Origin of the sequence: Streptomyces spiramyceticus, from assembly GCF_028807635.1 — a bacterium.
Classification (GTDB): Bacteria; Actinomycetota; Actinomycetes; order Streptomycetales; family Streptomycetaceae; genus Streptomyces; species Streptomyces spiramyceticus.
In genome coordinates, this window is record NZ_JARBAX010000001.1 from 964367 (window position 1) to 984445 (window position 20079).

21 protein-coding genes and 2 pseudogenes are annotated in these 20079 nt (G+C 70.2%); 17 read left to right on the plus strand and 6 right to left on the minus strand.

The genetic code is table 11. From position 1 onward, the window contains the following. Positions 1–753 (plus strand): precorrin-2 C(20)-methyltransferase, encoded by a 753-nt coding sequence (gene cobI / locus PXH83_RS04335; protein ID WP_274562667.1) that lies wholly within the window; start codon positions 1–3, stop codon positions 751–753. 2 nt (positions 754–755) lie between these two features. On the opposite strand, the gene PXH83_RS04340 is transcribed toward cobI, so the two are convergent. Then, a complete protein-coding gene (locus tag PXH83_RS04340; RefSeq protein WP_274556840.1) occupies positions 756–1478 on the minus strand; it encodes a ZIP family metal transporter in 723 nt (240 codons plus the stop codon). A gap of 100 nt (positions 1479–1578) precedes the next feature. Between PXH83_RS04340 and cobM the strand changes: the two genes are divergently transcribed. The 6 genes from cobM to cobC are packed head-to-tail and all read left to right on the plus strand — an operon-like array spanning position 1579 to position 7944. Beyond that, on the plus strand, positions 1579–2424 hold the full coding sequence (cobM, locus tag PXH83_RS04345; protein ID WP_274556842.1) for a precorrin-4 C(11)-methyltransferase: 846 nt from the start codon (positions 1579–1581) through the stop codon (positions 2422–2424). Further along, positions 2421–3704 (plus strand): precorrin-6y C5,15-methyltransferase (decarboxylating) subunit CbiE, encoded by a 1284-nt coding sequence (gene cbiE / locus PXH83_RS04350; protein ID WP_274556845.1) that lies wholly within the window; start codon positions 2421–2423, stop codon positions 3702–3704. The genes cobM and cbiE overlap by 4 nt, the downstream gene beginning before the upstream one ends. Beyond that, complete coding sequence (gene cobJ / locus PXH83_RS04355) at positions 3701–5410, plus strand: precorrin-3B C(17)-methyltransferase (protein WP_274556847.1); 1710 nt, start codon at positions 3701–3703, stop codon at positions 5408–5410. The genes cbiE and cobJ overlap by 4 nt, the downstream gene beginning before the upstream one ends. Further along, positions 5410–6003: a precorrin-8X methylmutase gene (locus tag PXH83_RS04360; protein WP_274556850.1), complete on the plus strand. Its 594-nt coding sequence runs from the start codon at positions 5410–5412 to the stop codon at positions 6001–6003. Before cobJ ends, PXH83_RS04360 begins: the two co-directional genes overlap by 1 nt. Beyond that, positions 6000–6902 carry a sirohydrochlorin chelatase gene (locus PXH83_RS04365; RefSeq protein WP_274556852.1) on the plus strand — a complete coding sequence of 301 codons (903 nt, stop codon included), beginning with the start codon at positions 6000–6002 and terminating at the stop codon, positions 6900–6902. The genes PXH83_RS04360 and PXH83_RS04365 overlap by 4 nt, the downstream gene beginning before the upstream one ends. Then, complete coding sequence (gene cobC, locus PXH83_RS04370) at positions 6886–7944, plus strand: Rv2231c family histidinol phosphate aminotransferase CobC (RefSeq protein ID WP_274556854.1); 1059 nt, start codon at positions 6886–6888, stop codon at positions 7942–7944. Before PXH83_RS04365 ends, cobC begins: the two co-directional genes overlap by 17 nt. Positions 7945–8048: 104 nt before the next feature. On the opposite strand, the gene PXH83_RS04375 is transcribed toward cobC, so the two are convergent. Together PXH83_RS04375 and PXH83_RS04380 are read right to left on the minus strand one after the other, a co-directional pair. Further along, on the minus strand, positions 8049–8927 hold the full coding sequence (locus tag PXH83_RS04375) for an SCO1860 family LAETG-anchored protein (protein ID WP_274556857.1): 879 nt from the start codon (positions 8925–8927) through the stop codon (positions 8049–8051). Positions 8928–9165: 238 nt separating this feature from the next. Next, on the minus strand, positions 9166–10269 hold the full coding sequence (locus PXH83_RS04380) for an amidohydrolase family protein (protein ID WP_274556859.1): 1104 nt from the start codon (positions 10267–10269) through the stop codon (positions 9166–9168). 40 nt (positions 10270–10309) lie between these two features. Between PXH83_RS04380 and PXH83_RS32320 the strand changes: the two are divergent. The 6 genes and pseudogenes from PXH83_RS32320 to thpD form a co-directional block, all read left to right on the plus strand. After that, positions 10310–10399: pseudogene (locus tag PXH83_RS32320) on the plus strand (pyridoxal-phosphate-dependent aminotransferase family protein); the annotation flags it as partial. After that, positions 10399–10530, plus strand: a pseudogene (locus tag PXH83_RS04385) (alanine--glyoxylate aminotransferase family protein); the annotation flags it as partial. The pseudogenes PXH83_RS32320 and PXH83_RS04385, both read left to right, overlap by 1 nt. Positions 10531–10831: 301 nt before the next feature. Further along, positions 10832–11365, plus strand: coding sequence for a diaminobutyrate acetyltransferase (gene ectA, locus PXH83_RS04390; RefSeq protein ID WP_274556862.1), 534 nt, complete (start codon positions 10832–10834; stop codon positions 11363–11365). A 59-nt stretch (positions 11366–11424) separates the two neighbouring features. After that, positions 11425–12693 carry a diaminobutyrate--2-oxoglutarate transaminase gene (ectB, locus tag PXH83_RS04395; protein ID WP_274556864.1) on the plus strand — a complete coding sequence of 423 codons (1269 nt, stop codon included), beginning with the start codon at positions 11425–11427 and terminating at the stop codon, positions 12691–12693. Between the two features lie 30 nt (positions 12694–12723). Further along, positions 12724–13122, plus strand: coding sequence for an ectoine synthase (locus tag PXH83_RS04400; RefSeq protein ID WP_214899606.1), 399 nt, complete (start codon positions 12724–12726; stop codon positions 13120–13122). A gap of 3 nt (positions 13123–13125) precedes the next feature. Further along, entirely contained in the window at positions 13126–14013 is an 888-nt protein-coding gene (thpD, locus tag PXH83_RS04405) for an ectoine hydroxylase (RefSeq protein ID WP_274556870.1), read from the plus strand. A gap of 61 nt (positions 14014–14074) precedes the next feature. Here the strand turns inward: thpD and PXH83_RS04410 are convergent, their stop codons facing one another. After that, the gene (locus tag PXH83_RS04410; protein WP_274556872.1) at positions 14075–15148 is read right to left on the minus strand and encodes an alkene reductase; all 1074 of its coding nucleotides are present in this window, start codon (positions 15146–15148) and stop codon (positions 14075–14077) included. A 123-nt stretch (positions 15149–15271) separates the two neighbouring features. Between PXH83_RS04410 and PXH83_RS04415 the strand changes: the two genes are divergently transcribed. Then, positions 15272–15793, plus strand: a complete 522-nt coding sequence (locus tag PXH83_RS04415) for a MarR family winged helix-turn-helix transcriptional regulator (RefSeq protein ID WP_274556874.1) — start codon at positions 15272–15274, stop codon at positions 15791–15793. 42 nt (positions 15794–15835) lie between these two features. Here PXH83_RS04415 and PXH83_RS04420 read toward each other — a convergent pair whose 3' ends face one another. Both PXH83_RS04420 and PXH83_RS04425 read right to left on the minus strand, forming a co-directional pair. After that, complete coding sequence (locus tag PXH83_RS04420; RefSeq protein ID WP_274556876.1) at positions 15836–16894, minus strand: aminotransferase class V-fold PLP-dependent enzyme; 1059 nt, start codon at positions 16892–16894, stop codon at positions 15836–15838. A 349-nt stretch (positions 16895–17243) separates the two neighbouring features. Then, positions 17244–17474: a chaplin gene (locus PXH83_RS04425; RefSeq protein WP_274556878.1), complete on the minus strand. Its 231-nt coding sequence runs from the start codon at positions 17472–17474 to the stop codon at positions 17244–17246. A gap of 523 nt (positions 17475–17997) precedes the next feature. On the opposite strand from PXH83_RS04425, the gene PXH83_RS04430 reads away from it, so the two are divergent. The 3 genes from PXH83_RS04430 to PXH83_RS04440 all read left to right on the plus strand — a co-directional run bounded on the left by PXH83_RS04430 (position 17998) and on the right by PXH83_RS04440 (position 20074). After that, entirely contained in the window at positions 17998–18750 is a 753-nt protein-coding gene (locus tag PXH83_RS04430) for a DUF6879 family protein (RefSeq protein ID WP_274556881.1), read from the plus strand. Then, positions 18747–19592 (plus strand): helix-turn-helix domain-containing protein, encoded by an 846-nt coding sequence (locus PXH83_RS04435; protein ID WP_274556883.1) that lies wholly within the window; start codon positions 18747–18749, stop codon positions 19590–19592. The genes PXH83_RS04430 and PXH83_RS04435 overlap by 4 nt, the downstream gene beginning before the upstream one ends. 251 nt (positions 19593–19843) lie before the next feature. Continuing rightward, complete coding sequence (locus PXH83_RS04440; protein WP_274556885.1) at positions 19844–20074, plus strand: DUF7848 domain-containing protein; 231 nt, start codon at positions 19844–19846, stop codon at positions 20072–20074. The last annotated feature ends 5 nt before the right edge of the window (positions 20075–20079 follow it).

Here is a 20079-nt window from a genome sequence, read left to right on the forward strand (position 1 = left end):
ATGATCACAAAGCTGACCGGTGTCGGCGTCGGGCCCGGCGATCCTGAACTGGTGACCGTGAAGGGCGTCAATGCCCTTCGGGACGCGGCCGTCGTGGTCGTACCGGTAATGGCTGCGGCCGATGGAACAGATGTCGGCGAACCCGGCCGGGCCGAGGCGACCGTGCTGCATTACGTCGATGCGGCAAAGGTCGTCCGGGTCGTCTTCGCGCTCAATGAGCGCGAAGACCGCGCGCGGCGCGAAGCCGCTTGGGACGCGGCAGGGGCGCGGGTCGCCGAACTGCTGCGTGCGCACGGCACGGTGGCGTTCGCGACGATCGGTGATCCCAACGTCTACTCGACGTTCACGTATCTCGCGCAGACGATCCTCGGTCTGGTGCCCGGTACGGAGGTGGTGACCGTGCCCGGCATCACCGCCATGCAGGATCTGGCGGCCCGTAGCGGTGCCGTCCTGACCGAAGGCACGGAGCCGCTGACCCTCGTGCCCGTGACGGCCGGTTCGGCTGTGCTGAAGGAGGCCCTTGAGGGGCCCGGGACGGTCGTGGCGTACAAGTTCGGGCGGCTGGCCGGCGAGGTGGCGACCGCGCTGCGCGAGACCGGACGTACCGAGGACGCGGTGTGGGGATCCGCGCTCGGGCTGGCCGAGGAATCGATTCGGCCTGCGTCGGAGCTCGCCGACGGCGGATCGCTTCCGTATCTCTCGACTCTCATCGCGCCGGCGCGGCGCGAGGGCGGGCGCGGGGGCAAGTTGTGAGATCAGCCCGCCACGCCCACCATCAGCCAGATGAAGGCCACTCCCGCGACCGTGCACAGCAGCGTGGAGCGGGCCGGGTGTTCGTGGTGGGCTTCGGGGAGGATTTCGACGGCCGCGAGGTAGAGCAGGGCGCCGCCGAAGAAGCCCAGATAGCTTCCGAGGAGTTCCTCCGGAAGGGTGAACAGCGAGGTGGACGCCGCGCCGATCACGGGCGCCAGGGCGTCCGCGATCAGCATCGTCACGGCCTTGCCGCGCTTGTTTCCGTACAGGCTCGTGAGCGTGTAGGTGTTGAATCCGTCCGCGAAATCGTGGGTGACGACGGCGAGCGCGACGGTCGTGCCCATGCCGTCGCCGACCTGGAATGCCGCGCCGATCGCGATGCCGTCCATCAGGCTGTGGCCGACCATGGCCGCCGCTGCCGTCAGCCCGACCTGGGGGGTGCGTTTTTCGCTCGCGCCGTGTGCCGCCCGGCGTACGGCGAGCAGGCGTTCCACCAGGTGGGCCGTCAGAAAGCCGCCGACGAACAGCAGCAGAGCCTGTGGCACCCCGTAAAGATCGTCGCCCGCGGCCTCCATCGCCTCCGGCAGCAGGTCCAGGCCGACGACGCCCAGCATCAGCCCGCCCGCCAGGCCCAGCACCAAGTGGCGGCGGTCGGTGACGCGCTGGGCGACCCACCCGCCGAACAGCGTCATGAGGAACGCGCCGAGCGCGACGAAGACCGCCATGTGCTCTTGCTAGCCGATTGACCCGCCGCTTCGCACATCCAACTTCCGCCCCGTTACATCCGATTCGCCTGATTCACCCCGTTTCGAGAGGACCTCACTCATGGCCGATGCCCCCACCGGCAAGGTGACCTTCGTCGGCGCCGGCCCTGGCGCCGCCGACCTGCTGACCTTCCGCGCCGCGCGAGCCATCGCCAAAGCCGACGTCGTGATCTGGGCGGCCAGCCTGGTGCAGGCCGAAATCCTGGAGCACGCGCGCGAGGGCGCCGAAATCCTGGACTCGGCGGCGATGTCCCTGGAGGACGTGGTCGCGGTGTACGAGCGGGCTCTGCGGGACGGTCTGAAGGTCGCCCGTGTGCACTCCGGCGACCCCGCCCTGTGGGGCGGCACGCAGGAGCAGGTCGACCGGTGCGACGAGCTCGGTCTGGCCGTCGAGATCGTGCCGGGCGTCTCGTCCTTCTCGGCGGTCGCCGCGATCGCGCAGCGCGAGCTGACGATTCCCGAGGTCGCGCAGTCCGTGATCCTGACCCGTCTCGGCGGCGGCAAGACGCCGATGCCGCCCGGTGAGGAGGTGCGGGAGTTCGCGCGGCACGGCACGACGATGGCCGTGTTCCTGTCGGCGGCCCGGTCGGGGCAGCTGACGGCGGAGCTGCTGGAGGGCGGCTACCCGACGGACACCCCGGTCGTCATCGCATACCAGGTCACCTGGCCGGAGGAGTTGGTGCTGCGGTGCACCATCGCGACGCTGGAGGAGACGGTGAAGGAGCACAAGCTCTGGAAGCACACGCTCTTCCTGGTGGGGCCCGCGCTGGCCGCGTCCGGCACGCGCTCGCACCTCTACCACCCGGGGCACTTCCACGGCTTCCGGCGGGCCGACCGGGCGGCGCGGGCCGCGCTGCGCGCGGCGCAGAAGTCCGCAGAGGTGAATACGGAGAAGTCCGGGTCATGATCACTGTTGTGGGTACGGGGACGGGCGCCCCGCTCTCCCCCGACGCCCGTGCGGCGCTCGACGCCGCCGGTCTTGTCGTCGGCGGGCGGCGCCACCTGGACGCCGCCGGGCTGCCCGACGGCACGGCCCGGGTGGTGCTCGGGCCGCTCGCGCCCGCACTGGACGCGGTCGCGGAGCATCTGGCCAAGCACGCGGGCAGCGCTGGCAGCGGGGCTGTGGTGCTGGCCTCCGGCGATCCCGGGTTCTTCGGGATCGTACGGGCGCTGGCCGAGCGCTTCGGCGCGGACGCTCTGGATGTACGGCCCGGGGCACCCTCCGTCGCGGTCGCCTTCGCACGGCTCGGGCTGCCGTGGGACGACGCGGTCGTCGTCAGTGCGCACGGGCGGGCGCTGCGGACCGCCGTGAACGTGTGCCGGGCGCACCCGAAGACGGCCGTCCTGACCGGCCCCGGCGCCGGGCCCGCCGAACTGGGCGCCGCGCTCGCCCGTACCGGCATTCCGCGCACCCTCGTCGTCGCTTCCGCCCTCGGCGACCCGGCGGGCGAGAGCGTCGAGCACCTCTCCCCCGCCGAAGCCGCGGCGCGCGACTGGCCGGGGGCGGTCAGCGTCGTCGTATGCCTGGACGAGGCGCGGGCGCTGGCGCCGGTGCAGCGGACGGTCGCCGGGCGCGGTGCGGGGCCGGGCGGATGGGCCCTGCCCGAGGATGCGTTCGAGCACCGCGATTCGATGATCACCAAGTACGAGGTACGGGCCCTGGCGCTGGCCAGGCTCGGCCCCCGTCTCGGCGACCTGGTGTGGGACATCGGCGCCGGGTCGGGATCCGTTGCCGTGGAGTGCGCGCGGCTCGGTGCGGCCGCGGTCGCCGTGGAGAAGACCCACGACGGCGTCGAGCGCGTACGGGCGAACGCCGCCGCGCACGGCGTGGACGTACAGACGGTGCACGGCGCCGCGCCCACGGTGCTGTCCCAGCTGCCCGAGCCCGACGCGGTGTTCGTCGGCGGCGGCGGGCGCGAACTGCCCGCCATCGTCGCGGCGTGCGCCCGGCGTGCACGGCGCACGGTCGTGGTCGCCCTGGCGGCGCTCGACAGGGTGCCCGCGGTACGCGCCGCTCTGTCGGCCGCCGGCTTCGAACCCGAGGGCGTACTGCTGCAGTCGTCCCGCCTCGCGCCGCTGCCCGGGGACGTGACCCGGCTCGCGGCGGCCAACCCCGTCTTCCTGCTGTGGGGTCATCGCCCCGCAGAACCCGTAGCAGAACCCGTAATTGAAGGAGCAGTTCAGTGATCGGCCTCATCTCAGCCACGGCGGCAGGCGCCGTGGCCCGCGACCGGCTGGCCGCGGCCTGGCCCGGGCGTACCCGCGTGTACGAGGGCCCGGTACGGGAGGCTGTCGGGCGTGCCTTCGCGGAGTGCGAGCAGTTGGTGTGCTTCCTCGCGACGGGCGCGGTCGTACGGCTGATCGCCCCGCTCCTCGCCGACAAGGCGTCGGACCCGGGCGTGGTGTGCGTCGACGAGGCGCAGCGCCACGCGGTGTCCCTGCTCGGCGGCCACGGCGGCGGCGCGAACGAGCTGGCGCTCGCGGTGTCCGAGGTGCTGGCCTGCGCCCCCGTCGTCACGACGGCGACGGACGCCACGGACGTCCCGGGCCTGGACACGCTGGGCTGGCCCGTCGAGGGCGCGACAGCGACGGTGACCCGCGCGATCCTGGACGGCACCCCGGTGACGCTGGAGGCGGACGCGGTGTGGCCGCTGCCGCCGCTGCCGGGGAATGTGACGCGGGCGGGTACGGGACCGGCGGCGGACGCCGTGCTGCGCGTGACCGACCGCGTGGTCGAGATCGGCGAGCGGGAGGTCGTGCTGCGGCCGCCGTCGCTGGTCGTCGGCGTGGGGGCCAGCAAGGGGGCTTCCGTCGACGAGGTGTTCGGGCTCGTCGAGGAGACGCTGGCGGGCGCCGGACTCTCGGCGCGTTCCGTCGCCGCGCTCGCCACCGTCGACGCCAAGGCCGACGAGGCCGGGATCGTGGGGGCCGCCGCTCGGCTCGGGGTGCCCCTGACGACATACGCCGCCGAAGAGCTCGCCCGTATCGACGTACCGAATCCCTCGGGGGCTCCGCTCGCCGCTGTCGGGACGCCGTCCGTCGCGGAGGCCGCCGCGCTCGTCGGCGGGGGTGAACTCCTCGTGCCGAAGCGGAAATCGGCCCCCGAGGGGCGTGCCGCGATGGCCACCTGTGCCGTCGTACGCAAGGAGCCGCGCGGGCGGCTCGCGGTCGTCGGACTCGGGCCCGGCGCACGCGATCTGCTGACGCCGCGCGCCCGGGAGGAGATCCGGCGGGCGTCGGTGCTCGTCGGGCTCGACCAGTACGTCGACCAGATCAGGGACCTGCTGCGGCCGGGAACGCGCGTCCTGGAGTCGGGGCTCGGCGCCGAGAAGGAGCGGGCCCGTACCGCTGTCGCCGAGGCCCGCGCAGGACATGCCGTCGCGCTCATCGGGTCCGGTGACGCGGGCGTGTACGCCATGGCGTCGCCCGCCCTGGCCGAGGCGAGCGACGACATCGACGTCGTCGGCGTACCGGGCGTGACGGCGGCGCTCGCCGCCGCCGCGATCCTGGGGGCGCCGCTCGGCCACGACCACGTCTCGATCAGCCTGTCCGACCTGCACACGCCGTGGGAGGTCATCGAGCGGCGCGTACGGGCCGCGGCGGAGGCCGACATCGTCGTCACGTTCTACAACCCGCGCAGCCGGGGCCGCGACTGGCAGCTCCCCAAGGCGCTGTCGATCCTCGCGGAACACCGCGAGCCCACGACGCCCGTGGGTGTCGTACGGAACGCCTCGCGACCGGACGGAACAAGCCGCCTCACCACGATCGCCGCACTCGACCCGGCGACCGTCGACATGATGACCGTCGTGGTCGTCGGCAACACCGCCGCCCGCGAGATCGCCGGCCGCATGGTGACACCGCGCGGCTACCGCTGGCAGACGGAGGGTTCGTAATGCAGAGGGTTGTGCATCCCATCGAGCAGGAGTCCTTCCGGCGCCTGCGCTCCCGCCTCGACACCTCGCATTTCGCACCGCTGACGCGGGCCGTCGTCGAGCGCGTCATCCACTCCGCGGCCGATCTGGAGTACGCCACCGACCTGGTCTGCGACGAGCGCTCCCTCGAAGCCGCGCACGCCGCCCTGCACGCCGGTGCGCCGGTCGTCGTGGATGTGGAGATGGTCGCGGCGGGCATCACGCGGCGCGAGACCGTATGCCGGCTGAAGGACGCGAAGGCGGGGCCGGACCTGACCCGCAGCGCCCATGCGATCAGGCTGGCGTACGAGCAGGTGGGGCCCGGCGCCCTGTGGGTGATCGGCTGCGCTCCGACCGCCCTGGAGGAGCTGCTGCTCCTCGACGCCGCGCCCGCGCTCGTCATCGGCCTGCCCGTCGGCTTCGTCGGGGCCGCCGAGTCCAAGGCGGCGCTGCGCGAGAGCGGGCTGCCCGCCGTCAGCAATGTTTCGGAGAAGGGCGGTTCGGCGGTCGCAGCGGCGGCACTGAACGCCCTGCTCTACACCCCCCTCACCCCCCTCACCAAGGAGAACGCGTGACCACCGCGCCCGCACTGCTCATCGCCGGCCACGGCACCCGCGACGAGGCGGGTGCCGGAGCCTTCCGCAGCTTCGTCGAGGAGCTGGGCAGGCGGCACCCCGAACTGCCCGTCGCCGGCGGCTTCATCGAGCTGTCCCCGCCGCCGCTCGGCGACGCCGTCACCGACCTCGTGGAGCGCGGCGTCAAACGCTTCGCGGCCGTCCCGCTGATGCTGGTCTCGGCCGGTCACGCCAAGGGTGACATCCCGGCGGCGCTGACCCGCGAGAAGGAGCGCCACCCGGGCATCTCGTACACCTACGGCCGTCCGCTGGGCCCGCACCCGGGTCTGCTGGCCGTCCTGGAGCGTCGGGTCGACGAGGTCCTCGGCGACACGGACCGCTCCGAGGTGACCGTGCTGCTCGTGGGCCGCGGCTCGACCGACCCGGACGCCAACGCCGAGGTGTACAAGGCGGCACGACTGTTCTGGGAGGGACGTGGGTACGCGGGTGTGGAAACCGCCTTCGTCTCGCTCGCCGCTCCCGACGTGCCGAGCGGACTCGACCGCTGCACGAAGCTCGGGGCCAAGCACATAGTGGTCCTGCCGTACTTCCTCTTCACCGGGATCCTGCCGGACCGGGTGCGGCAGCAGACTCAGGACTGGGCCGAGGCGCACCCGGAGACCGGGGTGCGTTCGGCCGATGTCATCGGCCCCGCCGAGGAGTTGATGGACCTCGTGATGGAGCGCTACCGGGAGGCCGTCAAGGGCGACCTGCGCATGAACTGCGACTCGTGCGTCTACCGGATCGCGCTGCCCGGCTTCGAGGACAAGGTGGGGGCGCCGCAGCAGCCGCACTTCCACCCCGACGACGACGGGCACAGCCACGGGCACGGACACCACCACCATGCGCACGCGCACTGACACCACGCACGATCTGCGTCACCACGGGGACGCAGAGGTGCGGGAGGGTGATCTCACCGATCTGGCGGTGAACGTACGGGCCGACACTCCCCCGGCCTGGCTCAAGGCCCGCATAGCCGCGTCCCTCGACACGCTCGCGGCCTACCCTGACGGGCGGGCCGCGCGCGCGGCGGTCGCGGCGCGGCACGGGCTGCCTGTCGAGCGGGTGCTGCTGACGGCGGGTGCGGCGGAGGCGTTCGTACTGCTGGCCCGCGCTCTCGCGGTACGCCGCCCCGTCGTTGTACACCCTCAGTTCACGGAGCCGGAGGCGGCGTTGCGGGACGCGGGCCACGAGGTCGGCCGTGTCCTGCTGCGCGAGGAGGACGGCTTCCGGCTCGCTCCGGCGGCTGTCCCCGAGGACGCCGACCTGGTCGTGATCGGCAACCCGACGAACCCCACGTCCGTCCTCCACCCCGCCTCCGCCATCGCCGGGCTGGCCCGCCCGGGGCGGACGCTGGTGGTCGACGAGGCGTTCATGGACGCGGTGCCGGACGAGCCGGAGGCCCTGGCGGGGCGTACGGACGTACCCGGCCTGGTCGTGCTGCGCAGCCTGACCAAGACATGGGGTCTGGCCGGGCTGCGCATCGGATACGTCCTGGCGGAGCCGGAGACGATCGCGGCGCTGGAGCGGGCGCAGCCGCTGTGGCCGGTGTCCACGCTCGCGCTGACGGCCGCGGAGGCGTGCGTGGAGCCCGCGGCACTCGCGGAGGCCACCCGCGCCGCGCACAAGGTGGCCGCCGACCGGGCGCATCTGCTGGCCGGGCTGGCGGAGTTCGACGAGGTACGGGTGGTGGAGGCGGCGGAGGGTCCGTTCGTACTGGTACGGATGAAGCGCGCGGAGCAGGTACGGGAACGCCTGCGCGGCCTCGGCTTCGCGGTGCGGCGGGGGGACACGTTCCCGGGGCTCGGCACGGAGTGGCTGCGCCTGGCCGTACGGGACCGGTCCACGACGGGCCGCTTCCTCCAGGCGCTGGACCAGTCGCTGACGCTGGTGGCCGACTAGTCGTTCCCCTCCCCGCCGCTCCCGGGGCGGGGCCCCAGGGGCGGGGAGGGGAACTGCGCCGCAGGCACCCGTACCCGCACCTCCTGGCTCACCCCCTCTACACCTCAAGCCCGGCTACGAGCCCGCGTACGCACCAGCACCAGTGCCCCGCTCCCCACAGCAAGCAGCGCAACCGCACCACCCACCAGGTACGGCGTCGTCGAACTGCTCCCGGTCTCCGCAAGGTCCGCCCCGGGCTGCCGGGGTTCAGTCGCCGTCTGCACCTCCACATCACGCGCTCGCGGCGACTCGCACGTCGCCGCCGCGAGCGTGACCGTGCCCTCGACCTCCGCGACGTTCAGCTTGAGCGGGTTCACGGACACCTTGAGCTCAAGTGCCGTCGCTGCCGCCGTACGCGAAGTGGTATGCGTCTTCGACAGGTCGAGCGTCACTTCACCAACCGCCGGCACCTCCACCCGCGTCGGTCCGCTCGCCGACAGCGTGACCTTCTTGCCGAGCACCGTCACCGCACCCAGCACATTCGACTCCGCGACGGGCTGCTTGCCCGCCTCGCAGAGCGCCTTCGAGGTGACCTTCTCGACCTCGATGAGCGAGAGCAGCGGCAGCCCCGGCACATGCACCTTCGCGTGCGCGAGGTTGGTGTAGCCCTCCGCCTTGTGCGCGTCGGCCGTCGCCTTCGCCGTGGCGACGTCCGCGCGCAGCACGCTCACCGGGTTGCCCTGTTCGACGCCGTCCAACTGGACCGTCAGGGCGGTCTTTTCGGCGCTGGCCGGGGCCTTGACCTCGTTGAGCGTGGTCGTGAGCGGCACGTCGACGGTCTTGTTGAGCAGCGAGACGTCGAGCCCGGTACGGAGCACGACGGCGCCGGCTTTTCCGTCGCGGCCACCGCCACCGCCGCCACCAGTGGCGTGCGCGGAAGCCGCAGCAGGACCTAAGGCGAGTGCCAGAGCCGCCGCGGCGGCCGCCGAACGGTGTGCGGGCATGCTGAAGAGAGAGCTGTTCACGGTGGTGGAACCCCCACAAGTGACTTGGCGTCGCCCGGCGCACACCACGGGGACATCATGGGCGCCGACGACTGGGACACCGGAATCTTTACGCACTGAGAGTGAACGGTCAGCAACCTGACGTGACTTCACCCCAAAGTGGGGTTTCCGCCCTCGCGTTCGAATCTGGCGGCGCAGGCTTCCCGTGCGCCCCTCCCGCAACAGAAAGGCCGCACTCCTAGCCGACGACCCGCCCGTCGAGCACGATCACGCGCGGCGCCGCCAGCACCCGTACGTCCGCCCGCGGATCCTCGTCGTACACCACAAAGTCCGCGGGGGCGCCCTCCTCCAGCCCGGGCCGCCCGAGCCATTCCCGCGCGCCCCACGCGGTCGCCGAGAGCGCGTCCAGGGCCGGGATGCCGGCCTTCACCAGTTCGGCGACCTCGGCCGCCACCAGGCCGTGGGCCAGTGAGCCGCCCGCGTCGGTGCCGACGAAGACAGGGATGCCCGCGTCGTACGCCGAACGCACCGTGTCGTACCGGCGCTTGTGGAGGTCCCGCATATGGGCCGACCAGCGCGGGAACTTCGCCTCGCCGCCGTCCGCGAGATGCGGGAAGGTCGCGATGTTGACCAGCGTCGGGACAATCGCGACGCCGCGCTCCGCGAAGAGCGGGATGGTGTCCTCGGTGAGCCCGGTGGCGTGCTCGATGCAGTCGATTCCGGCCTCGACGAGGTCGCGCAGGGAATCCTCGGCGAAGCAGTGGGCGGTGACCCTGGCGCCCAGCCGGTGCGCCTCGGCTATGGCCGCCTCGACCTCGCCGCGCGGCCAGCACGCGCCCAGGTCGCCCGTCTCGCGGTCGAGCCAGTCGCCGACGAGCTTGACCCAGCCGTCGCCGCGCCGCGCCTCCCGCGCGACGTAGGCCACCAGGTCCCCGGGCTCGATCTCGTGCGCGTAATTGCGGATGTAGCGGCGGGTACGGGCGATGTGGCGGCCCGCCCTGATGATCTTCGGCAGGTCGGCGCGGTCGTCGATCCAGCGGGTGTCGGACGGCGATCCCGCGTCGCGGATCAGCAGCGTGCCCGCCTCCCGGTCGGTGAGGGCCTGCTTCTCACTGGTGGTTTCGTCGACCGGGCCGTGCCGGTCGAGTCCGACATGGCAGTGCGCGTCGACGAGCCCGGGCAGCACCCAGCCTTCGACGGTCGGCACGTCCCGTACGGCGTCCCGTACACCGGCGGGCCGTTCGTAGGTGATCCGCCCGCCGACGGCCCACAGCTCGTCCCGTACGTCGTCGGGTCCTGCGAGCACCCGTCCCCTCACGCGCAGCACCATCTGATCGCTCATGCACAGCACTCTACGAGGGGGCGGACGGGATGTGCCCCCAGGTGTGGACCTGTGCGCGATCGGCACGCAGAAGGCGATGGGCGGCCCGGCCGGCGTGTCGGCGGTGTCGGTGAGTGCGCGCGCCTGGGAGGGGTCGATGCCACGCGGGGTGCGGTCCTTTCGTCACTCGCCGCACTGGGTGCGGCACTGAGCGAGTTCGGCTGCCACGTCGACCTCGAAGCTGCCCGGACTGCAGTTTCGGAAACCTGGCCCAGCGAATAGATTCTTTTAATTCAATGAATTTATGATGACGGGAAGCTGCTTTATTCGGAGCAGCTTCCCGTTTTCTTCTGCCCGCTTTCTCCGACCCTAAACGCTAAGATTTCGGCAGGGGATCGAGGCAGTTACAGGCATGTGACCGACCCCACACGCAAGACGATTTGCCCGGTAATTTCCGGGCAAATCACCCGGATTTGCAGTCTGCTCGCGCGAAGTGCGCGCCCGCGCGATAACACAAAGAGGGCTCTCGCCCAACCCCATCCGACGATGCACTTTTTGAATTTGCTCGGTAAATTCCCTCTGCATGACTGCCGCACAAGCAGACCTTGCACGTGCCCGAAGCGAATTCCTGCAGATCGAAGCGCCACGAGTGGAGGACGGAGCCGCGATCTGGCGCATTGCCCGCGACTCCAAGGTCCTGGACCTGAACTCCTCGTACAGCTATCTGCTGTGGTGCCGCGACTTCGCGGCGACCTCCGTCGTGGCCCGGGACAGCCCCGGAGGCGAACCGATCGCCTTCATCACGGGCTACGTACGCCCCGACCGCCCCGAGACGCTGGTCGTCTGGCAGGTGGCCGTCGACCACGCCCACCGCGGCCGCGGGCTGGCCGGCACTCTCCTGGACGCGCTGACCGAACAGGTCGCCGCGCATCAGGGGGTCAGATCGATCGAGACGACCATCACCCCGGACAACACCGCCTCCGACCGGCTTTTCACGTCGTACGCCGAGCGCCGCGGGGCGTCCCTGGAACGCGAGGTGCTCTTCGACGGCGGGCTGTTCCCCGAGGGAACACACCTGCCGGAAGTGCTGTACCGCATCGGCCCGATCGCGTCCTGACCCGAGCCCCCCGGCTCCCCCCTCGACTTTCCACCCCCCTCTCTCCCCAGGAGACAGCTGTGACCATCACTCCTCCCGCCCTGAGCGTCTTCGAGACCCTGGAATCGGAAGTACGCAGCTACTGCCGCAGCTGGCCGGCCGTGTTCGACCGCGCGCAGGGCAGCTACCTCCACGACGAGGACGGCCACACCTATCTGGACTTCTTCGCCGGAGCCGGATCGCTCAACTACGGCCACAACAACCCGGTGCTGAAACGCGCGCTGATCGACTACATCGAGCGCGACGGCATCACCCACGGCCTCGACATGGCGACCACCGCCAAGCGCGCCTTCCTCGAAGCCTTCGAGAACGTGGTCCTGCGGCCGCGCGACCTGCCGTACAAGGTGATGTTCCCGGGCCCGACCGGCACCAACGCCGTCGAGTCCGCGCTCAAGCTGGCCCGCAAGGTCAAGGGCCGCGAGTCGGTCGTGTCCTTCACCAACGCCTTCCACGGCATGTCGCTGGGCTCGCTCGCTGTCACCGGCAACGCCTTCAAGCGGGCCGGCGCCGGTATCCCGCTGGTGCACGGCACGCCGATGCCGTTCGACAACTACTTCGACGGCCAGGTCCCGGACTTCCTGTGGTTCGAGCGGCTGCTGCAGGACCAGGGCTCGGGCCTCAACAAGCCCGCCGCCGTGATCGTCGAGACCGTGCAGGGCGAGGGCGGCATCAATGTGGCCCGCGCCGAGTGGCTGCGCGCGCTCCAGGCGCTGTGCCACCGCCAGGACATGCTGCTGATCGTCGACGACATCCAGATGGGCTGCGGCCGCACCGGCGGCTTCTTCTCCTTCGAGGAGGCCGGCATCACGCCGGACATCGTCACCCTGTCGAAGTCCATCAGCGGCTACGGCATGCCCATGTCGCTGTGCCTGTTCAAGGCGGAGCTGGACATCTGGGAGCCGGGCGAGCACAACGGCACCTTCCGCGGCAACAACCCGGCGTTCGTCACCGCCACCGCCGCGCTCAACACCTACTGGGCCGACGGCCAGATGGAGAAGCAGACCCTGGCCCGCGGCGAGCAGGTCGAGCGGGCGCTGCTGGCCATCGCCGACGAGAACTCCGAAGCCGGCGTGAGCTTCCGGGGCCGCGGCCTGGTCTGGGGCATGGAGTTCACCGACAAGGCGCGCGCCACGGCGGTCTGCCGCCGCGCCTTCGAACTCGGGATGCTGCTGGAGACCTCGGGTCCTGAGAGCGAGGTCGTGAAGCTGCTCCCCGCGCTGACGATCTCCCCCGAGGAACTGGACGAGGGCCTGCGCATTCTGGCCCGGTCCGTACGAGAGACCGCCTGACCACCGTATTAGAGAAGGGCTCAACTCACCGTGATTGTCCGATCGTTCAAGGACATTGAAGGCACAGATCGCCATGTGAAGGCCGCATCGGGCACCTGGGAGAGCAAGCGCATCGTGCTCGCCAAGGAGAAGGTCGGCTTCTCGCTCCACGAGACCGTGCTGTACGCGGGCACGGAGACGTCGATGTGGTACGCGAACCACATCGAGGCCGTGCTGTGCACGGAGGGCGAGGCCGAGCTCACCAACGACGAGACCGGCGAGACCCACTGGATCTCGCCCGGCACGATGTACCTCCTGGACGGCCACGAGCGGCACACCATGCGGCCCAAGACCGATTTCCGCTGTGTCTGTGTCTTCAATCCTCCCGTGACCGGACGGGAGGACCACGACGAGAACGGCGTCTACCCGCTGCTGACCGAGGAGGTCTGAACCATGGGTCTGCACCCCGACCTGTACCCCACGCGTGGCGCCGCCGAGGTGACCGTTCCCCGCCAGGACCCGGTCGTCTGGTCCGCGCCCGGCGCGGAGGGCCCCATCGACGCCGCCACGCTCCAGGGCTTCGAGCGGGACGGTTTCCTCACCGTCGACCAGCTGATCACTCCGGACGAAGTGCCCCTCTACCGGGCCGAGCTGGACCGGCTGGTCACCGACCCGGCCGTGCGGGCGGACGAGCGCTCGATCGTCGAGCCGAAGTCCCAGGACGTGCGCTCGGTCTTCGAGGTGCACCGGCTCAGCGAGGTCTTCGCCGAGCTGGTGCGCGACCCGCGGGTGGTGGACCGGGCCCGGCAGATCCTCGGTTCCGATGTGTACGTCCACCAGTCCCGGATCAACGTCAAGCCGGGCTTCGGGGCTTCGGGCTTCTACTGGCACTCGGACTTCGAGACCTGGCACGCCGAGGACGGTCTGGCGAACATGCGGACGGTGTCCGTCTCGATCGCGCTGACCGAGAACTTCGACACCAACGGCGGCTTGATGATCATGCCGGGGTCGCACAAGGAGTTCCTGGGCTGCGCGGGCAGGACGCCCAAGGACAACTACAAGCGGTCCCTCCAGATGCAGGACGCGGGCACGCCCTCGGACGCCGCCCTGACGCGGATGGCGGACCGGCACGGGATCAGGCTGTTCACGGGCAAGGCCGGTTCGGCGACCTGGTTCGACTGCAATGCGATGCACGGCTCGGGGGACAACATCACGCCGTACGCGCGCAGCAACGTCTTCATCGTCTTCAACAGCGTGGAGAACGCGGCGGTCGACCCGTTCGCGGCGCCGGTGCCGAGGCCCTCGTTCATCGGGGCGCGGGACTTCACGCCGGTGAAGTGAGGCGGACGAGACACGTGGGCGGGGCCGGTTCGTATCGAACCGGCCCCGCCCGCTGCTGCCGTCAGCTCACGGCCAGCGCCGGGTAGTCGGTGTAGCCCTTGTGGTCGCCGCCGAAGAAGGAGGCCTGGTCCGGGGTGTTGTACGGGCCTTCGGTCCGCAGGCGGGCCGGCAGGTCCGGGTTGGCGAGGAAGAGGGCGCCGTACGCGATCACGTCGGCGACGCCCTCCTCGACCAGCGGGAGCGAGCCGTGGTCGGTCGGGCCCTCGGTCGCCGGGTTGAGGATGAAGGTGCCGGAGAACTTCGCGCGCAGCGCCAGCAGCAGCTCCCGCTGCTCCGCGGAGACCTCGACGGCGTGCAGGTACGCGAGGCCGAGCGGTTCGAGGGCCTCGACCAGCGCCGCGTACACGGCCTCGGTGTCCGTCTCGGCCATGTCGTTGTACGGGTTGGCGGGCGAGATGCGCAGGCCGGTCCTGTCGGCGCCGATCGCCTCCGCGACCGCCTGGGTGACCTCGACGGCGAAGCGGATGCGGTTCTCGACGGAGCCGCCCCACTCGTCGGTGCGCAGGTTGGTGTTGGCGGAGAGGAACTGGTGGATCAGGTAGCCGTTGGCACCGTGCAGCTCGATGCCGTCGAAGCCGGCGTCGATGGCGTTGCGGGCGGCGGACGCGAAGTCGGCGACGGTCTCCCGTATCCCGGCGGCGGTCAGCTCGCGCGGGGCAACGAAGTCCTTCATGCCGTCGCCGGTGTAGAGCTGCCCGGCAGGGGTGACGGCGGAGGGTGCGACCGGGGTCAGCCCGTCGGGGAGCAGGGACGGGTGGCCGATGCGGCCGGCGTGCATGAGCTGGGCATAGATCCGGCCGCCCGCGGCGTGCACGGCGTCGGTGACCTTGCGCCAGCCGGCGGTCTGCTCCTCGCTGTGCAGGCCCGGGGTGAAGGGATAGCCCTGGCCAACGACGGAAGGCTGGATGCCCTCGGTGACTATCAGTCCCGCCGAGGCGCGCTGGGCGTAGTACTCGACGGTGAGTTCCGTGGGTACGCCGCCCTCGGCGGCCCGGCTGCGGGTCATCGGGGCCATCGCGATGCGGTTGGCGAGCGGCGTACCTGAGAGGTCGATGGGGTCGAACGCTGTGGTCATGGCAAAGCTCCCGAGGAGATAGGTGGTCGGCCAAGTAATCCGACGGGAGCCACTGTAACGCATTACTTGGCCGACCAAGGTAAAGTTGTCCATGAGACTGTGAGAGTCGAAGAAGGAGTTCCGATGAAGGCCGACCCGGCTGCCCCCGCCTGTCCCGAGCCGCCGAGCGCGGCGGTCGGCGCCCCCGTCAGCCTCGCGATCTCACAGACCGCACGGCTCCACCGCATCGCCGCGGGCAGGCTGCTGCGCGACCTCGGCCTCTATCCGGGGCAGGAATTCGTGATGATGCACCTCTGGGACGCGGGTGCGGTGCGGCAGTCCGAGCTCATCAAGGCGGTCGGCCTCGATCCGTCGACGGTGACGAAGATGCTCCAGCGCCTGGAGCAGTCCGGCCATGTACGCCGCTCCCCCGACCCCGCGGACCGCCGCGCCTCACTGGTCGAGGCGACCGATGCGAGCTGCGCGCTGAAGACGCAGGTGGAGCAGGCGTGGGAGCGGCTGGAGGAGGCGACGCTGGCCGGGCTCGACGAGCCGGAGCGGGAAGAACTCCACCGCCTGCTCGGCCTGGTCGAGGCGAACCTGTGCCCGCAGGCGAGGGAGGCGGTGGAGCAGTTGTGTCAGGAGGAAGGGGCGTGCGAGGGGTAGGCGGTGCTGTTCCCGACCCACCCCTCCCCCTACTGACGGACCTCAGCCGGCGAGCACGTCCAGCACCCGGTCCACGTCGGCGGTCGAGTTGTAGAGGTGGAACGACGCTCGCAGGTTGCCCGCGCGGACGGAGACGACGATGTCCTCCGCCGTCAGCGCGTCGAGCTTGTCGGTGAGTCCCGCGGTGCTGACGATCGGGGACTCGCCGGGCACCGGGCTGTGGCCGAGGCGCACGAGCCCTTCACGGAAGCGGGCGGCGAGCGCGGTGTTGTGGGCGCGCACGTTCTCGATGCCGACCTCCTCCAGGAGTGCGAGGGAGTGCTCGGCGCCGGCGTACGACAGGAAGGGCGGCGGCTCGTCGAACCGGCGGGCGCTGCGCGCGAGTTGCTGCACCGGACCGTAGGTGCTGTTCCAGATGTCCTCGCCGGAGAGCCACCCCGCGTGAATCGGCGTGAGGGACTCCTGCGCCTCTTCCGTGACGGTGAGGAAGGACGTGCCGCGCGGCGCCATCAGGTACTTGTAGCCGCCGGTGACGGTGTAGTCGAAGAGCCCGGCGTCGAACGGCAACCAGCCGGCCGCCTGGGTGGCGTCGACGAGCGTACGGGCACCGTGGGCGGCGGCAGCGGCTCGTACGGCGGCCAGGTCGGCCGTACGCCCGTCGGCGGACTGCACCGCCGAGCACGCCACCAGGGCAGTCCCGGGACGCACGGACTCGGCCAGAGACTCCAGCGGCACGTACCGCATCTTGAGGTCGCCGCGCACTGCGAACGGGTTGACCACCGAGGCGAAGTCGCCCTCGGGACACAGGACTTCGGCTCCGGCGGGCAGTGAGGCCGCGATCAGCCCGACATGCACGGACACGGCGGTGCCGACGGCAACCCGCTCCTCGGCGACGCCGACGATCCGGGCGAAGGAGGAACGGGCGGCGAAGACGCAGTCGAAGGCGTCCGCGCCGCCCTGGCCCGTGGCGCTCTGCTCCGCCGTGGCCTTGACGGTCTCGACGGTGCGTCGGGGCAGCAGCCCGATGGAGGAGGTGTTGAGGTACGTCGTCTCCGGCGCGAACTCCGCCGCCACCACGTCAGTGAGAGTAAGAGGCTTCATGCCCCCACTCTGCTACGTCCCCAACTCCCCGTCCATTGCGCATTTTTGCCGACCCTCTCCAAGCAACGCTTATACGTCGCACACCCCGTCGGCGTCACATCCCACACCCGCGCCCACACCCGCACCCGCGCCCCCGATCGTGGCGAGCGGCTCGGCCGTGCGGCTCTGCCAGGCCTGCTCCAGTGCCTGGGTGAAGACCTCGGCGGGCTGGCCGCCGGAGATCCCGGCGTTTGATCCTCCGGTAATCCCGCCGGACCCACGATCGGCCGCGTAGCTCGTATGTGCGCGGGGCTTGCTCTCCCATTGCCGCCGACAAACGGGAGTCAACGGAACGGCAGCCGGGTCAGGCTCAGTCGTTGACGCAGGTGTTGCCGAATGCCGGGTTCAGCAGCCCGATGATGTCGATGCTGTTACCGCAGACGTTGACAGGAAGATGGGTCGGAATCTGGATGGTCTTGCCCGCGATGACGCCCGGTGAGTTCTGAGCGGCACCACCGGACCCGGCGTCGGCAATAGCAGGCGCGGCCAGGACTCCAAGAAAAGCGGCGGTTCCGAGGGCGACAGCAGCGATGCGGCGCATGGAATTCCCTTCGTAGCAAGCAAATTGGTGGTGACTCGGCGGCTGGTTCGAGTCTTCCGAGGGCTGCCCAAGCCAATGCACAGACATGCCCTGTTCACCCGAACGGGGTGACGAAATGATCCCCCACCCTGCGAGGAGCCCCATGCCCCGAAAGCCCCGCCCCCTTGCTCAGTCCCCGGATGCTCTGAACTCACAACGGGCGGACGCTGCACGGCCCGGGTCGCCACCATCGCGGGGCAGTACCGCACGCAGCTCGCCCGATACATCCGTGAACTCGGACTGTCGCCGAGTGCCCGCACCAGCATCACCCTGCCGGAATCCGAGGAAGACGACTCGGACGTGTGGGACTGGCCCGGACGCCAGCCACACCACAGAGCCCCCGTGTTCGTCTCCTTCGCTGGGGGCGGGTGCGGGGGCTTTCTGCGTGTTGCCGAGGATGCGAATAATCGAGAATCACCCCGGACAGACGCCCCTTCGGATCATCATGCTTGCGCTGTTGTGTCCGACGACGAGGGGAACAGCCATGGCAAGGCGACTGCGGGTCCTCGGGAGCACATCCGGAGTGGGCGACTGCCCGACTCTGTATGAGGACCTGGACACTGGGGAAGTGATCGTGCAGGGGGACTCGGTGACCGATCCCGCGGACGTGGTGCAGCTCAAGTACGTCAAGGAAGGGGAAGCGTTCGTGGTCGTGCCTCGGGCGCTGCTGGCGAACTTCTCCCCGAGGGAGGTCACGCACGTGCCCGAGTTCGTGCCGCAACAGAAGATCAGCGAGTTCATCAACGACGGATTCGAGCACACCGCATGGCGGCTGGAGACCCGAAGCGGGTACGCGTCCGACCAGGCGATGCCGTCCTATCAAGAGTTCCTGCGGACCGGTGACACCGCCGGGGAGGTCGGGCACCCGTGGTTCGCCAATGTGCGCCGCATGGTGGACGGCGGCAAGCGGTTCGAGCGGGTACGGATCGTGGACAACCCGCCGACCACTGGTCAGCGGTACCTGCTCGCCTGTGCTCGGACGAACGTTGCAGCAGGCGAGGACATCCGCCACCTGTGGCGTGACGATGCCGAGCACTACGGCGTGAATCTCTCGGACTTCTGGCTGTTCGACTCCCGCACCGTGGCGCGCTTCCATTTCGAGGGTGAGCGCACCATCGGCATGGAGCTGATCACTGATCCGGCGGAAGTGCTGCGGGCCTGTCAGGTGCGGGATGCCGCATGGCACCACGCAGTCCCGTACAGGGAGTTCACAGCTCAGGTACCGTCCGCTGAGTGAGTACGGACTTTCAGCAAGGCCGGGTGTCCCTCGGTGCGCGCCTGCGGGAGCTGCGCACCGAGGGCGGGCTTACGGGCCGCGAACTGGCCGACCGGCTTGAGTGGGGGCAGTCCAAGGTCAGCAAGCTGGAGAACGGCAAACAGACACCGACCGTCGCCGATCTCAAGGCATGGGCCGAGGGGACCGGGAACCGGGGGGCAACAGGCGAACTTGTCGGGCGCCTGCGCGGACTGGAAACGCAGTACCGATCATGGCGTAGGCAGTTGGCGGGTGGTTATCGCGCCGTGCAGGAAGCGCACTGGGCGCAAGCTCAGAAGACGCACTCTCGGCGTAGTTTCGATCCCGCGTTGGTACCCGGGCTCTTGCAGACCGCCGACTATGCACGCGCGGTCCTCACTCGATACTCCGCGATTCACACCGCCCCCAGGGACATCGAGGCCGCCGTGCAGGCGCGCATGGGGCGTCAAGACATCCTCACGGACCAGAGCCGGACGTTTCACTTCCTCGTCTGGGAAGGGGCTCTACGGGCCCGCCCTTGCTCGCCCCCCGTGCTCTCAGGGCAGCTTGACCAAATCGTGGGGCGGCTCGGCCCGGGGAACGTGAGAGTAGGAATCGTGCCGTTCGAAGCGGACATGAACGTTCCCGCTGGGGTCGGATTCTCCGTCCATGACGACAACCTCGTGATCACCGAGACGTGGCACGCCGAAATGTGGTTGGACGATCCGGAGGACGTCGCCCTGCACGTTCGTGCGTGGAAGGCGCTGGAGAGGAACGCCCTCTTTGGCGCCGAGGCGCACCGCGTGCTCATGCGGGCAAAGCAGTCTTTGAGCCCGCGAGAATAAGCGCGAATACGTCCCGTACGCCTCTCCCCGGTTTGCCTAGCGTTCTGACTCACAGAGCCAGAGGCGAAGGGCGGGGCGGTGAGCCGAGAGAGTACGAACACCACCAGGCGTAGTGCCATGACGCTGCGCGTATCTCGGGACAGCGGGAAGACGTACGGTCCCGAGATCATCGTCCCGAGCGATCCACGGAACCCGCTGCCCGTCAGCACCGCCGAGCCCCGCTGTTCCTGCCGGCGATGCGAGGACGTGTGATGAGCACGCGAGTGGTACTGCGGTATGTCAGGTACGTCATGCGTCGCCACCCTTCCGCCGAGACGACCGCGACGGCGCGGTGCCTGAACCCTGAGTGCGACTGGACTGCGGAGCCGACCGCGAACGCAGACGTGTGCACCGACAAGTGCATGCAGCACACCGGCCGGACCGGCCACATGACCTTCCTCCGGGAGTTCTCGGAAGTCGCCGTGGTGGAGCGCGTCCAGTGACCGAA

Coding starts and splice junctions, on each gene's coding strand:
- cobI (WP_274562667.1), top strand. CDS start 1: ATGATCACAAAGCTGACCGGTGTCGGCGTCGGGCCCGGCGATCCTGAA.
- PXH83_RS04340 (WP_274556840.1), bottom strand. CDS start 1,478: ATGGCGGTCTTCGTCGCGCTCGGCGCGTTCCTCATGACGCTGTTCGGC.
- cobM (WP_274556842.1), top strand. CDS start 1,579: ATGGCCGATGCCCCCACCGGCAAGGTGACCTTCGTCGGCGCCGGCCCT.
- cbiE (WP_274556845.1), top strand. CDS start 2,421: ATGATCACTGTTGTGGGTACGGGGACGGGCGCCCCGCTCTCCCCCGAC.
- PXH83_RS04360 (WP_274556850.1), top strand. CDS start 5,410: ATGCAGAGGGTTGTGCATCCCATCGAGCAGGAGTCCTTCCGGCGCCTG.
- cobC (WP_274556854.1), top strand. CDS start 6,886: ATGCGCACGCGCACTGACACCACGCACGATCTGCGTCACCACGGGGAC.
- PXH83_RS04375 (WP_274556857.1), bottom strand. CDS start 8,927: ATGCCCGCACACCGTTCGGCGGCCGCCGCGGCGGCTCTGGCACTCGCC.
- PXH83_RS04380 (WP_274556859.1), bottom strand. CDS start 10,269: ATGAGCGATCAGATGGTGCTGCGCGTGAGGGGACGGGTGCTCGCAGGA.
- ectA (WP_274556862.1), top strand. CDS start 10,832: ATGACTGCCGCACAAGCAGACCTTGCACGTGCCCGAAGCGAATTCCTG.
- thpD (WP_274556870.1), top strand. CDS start 13,126: ATGGGTCTGCACCCCGACCTGTACCCCACGCGTGGCGCCGCCGAGGTG.
- PXH83_RS04410 (WP_274556872.1), bottom strand. CDS start 15,148: ATGACCACAGCGTTCGACCCCATCGACCTCTCAGGTACGCCGCTCGCC.
- PXH83_RS04415 (WP_274556874.1), top strand. CDS start 15,272: ATGAAGGCCGACCCGGCTGCCCCCGCCTGTCCCGAGCCGCCGAGCGCG.
- PXH83_RS04420 (WP_274556876.1), bottom strand. CDS start 16,894: ATGAAGCCTCTTACTCTCACTGACGTGGTGGCGGCGGAGTTCGCGCCG.
- PXH83_RS04425 (WP_274556878.1), bottom strand. CDS start 17,474: ATGCGCCGCATCGCTGCTGTCGCCCTCGGAACCGCCGCTTTTCTTGGA.
- PXH83_RS04430 (WP_274556881.1), top strand. CDS start 17,998: ATGGCAAGGCGACTGCGGGTCCTCGGGAGCACATCCGGAGTGGGCGAC.
- PXH83_RS04440 (WP_274556885.1), top strand. CDS start 19,844: ATGAGCACGCGAGTGGTACTGCGGTATGTCAGGTACGTCATGCGTCGC.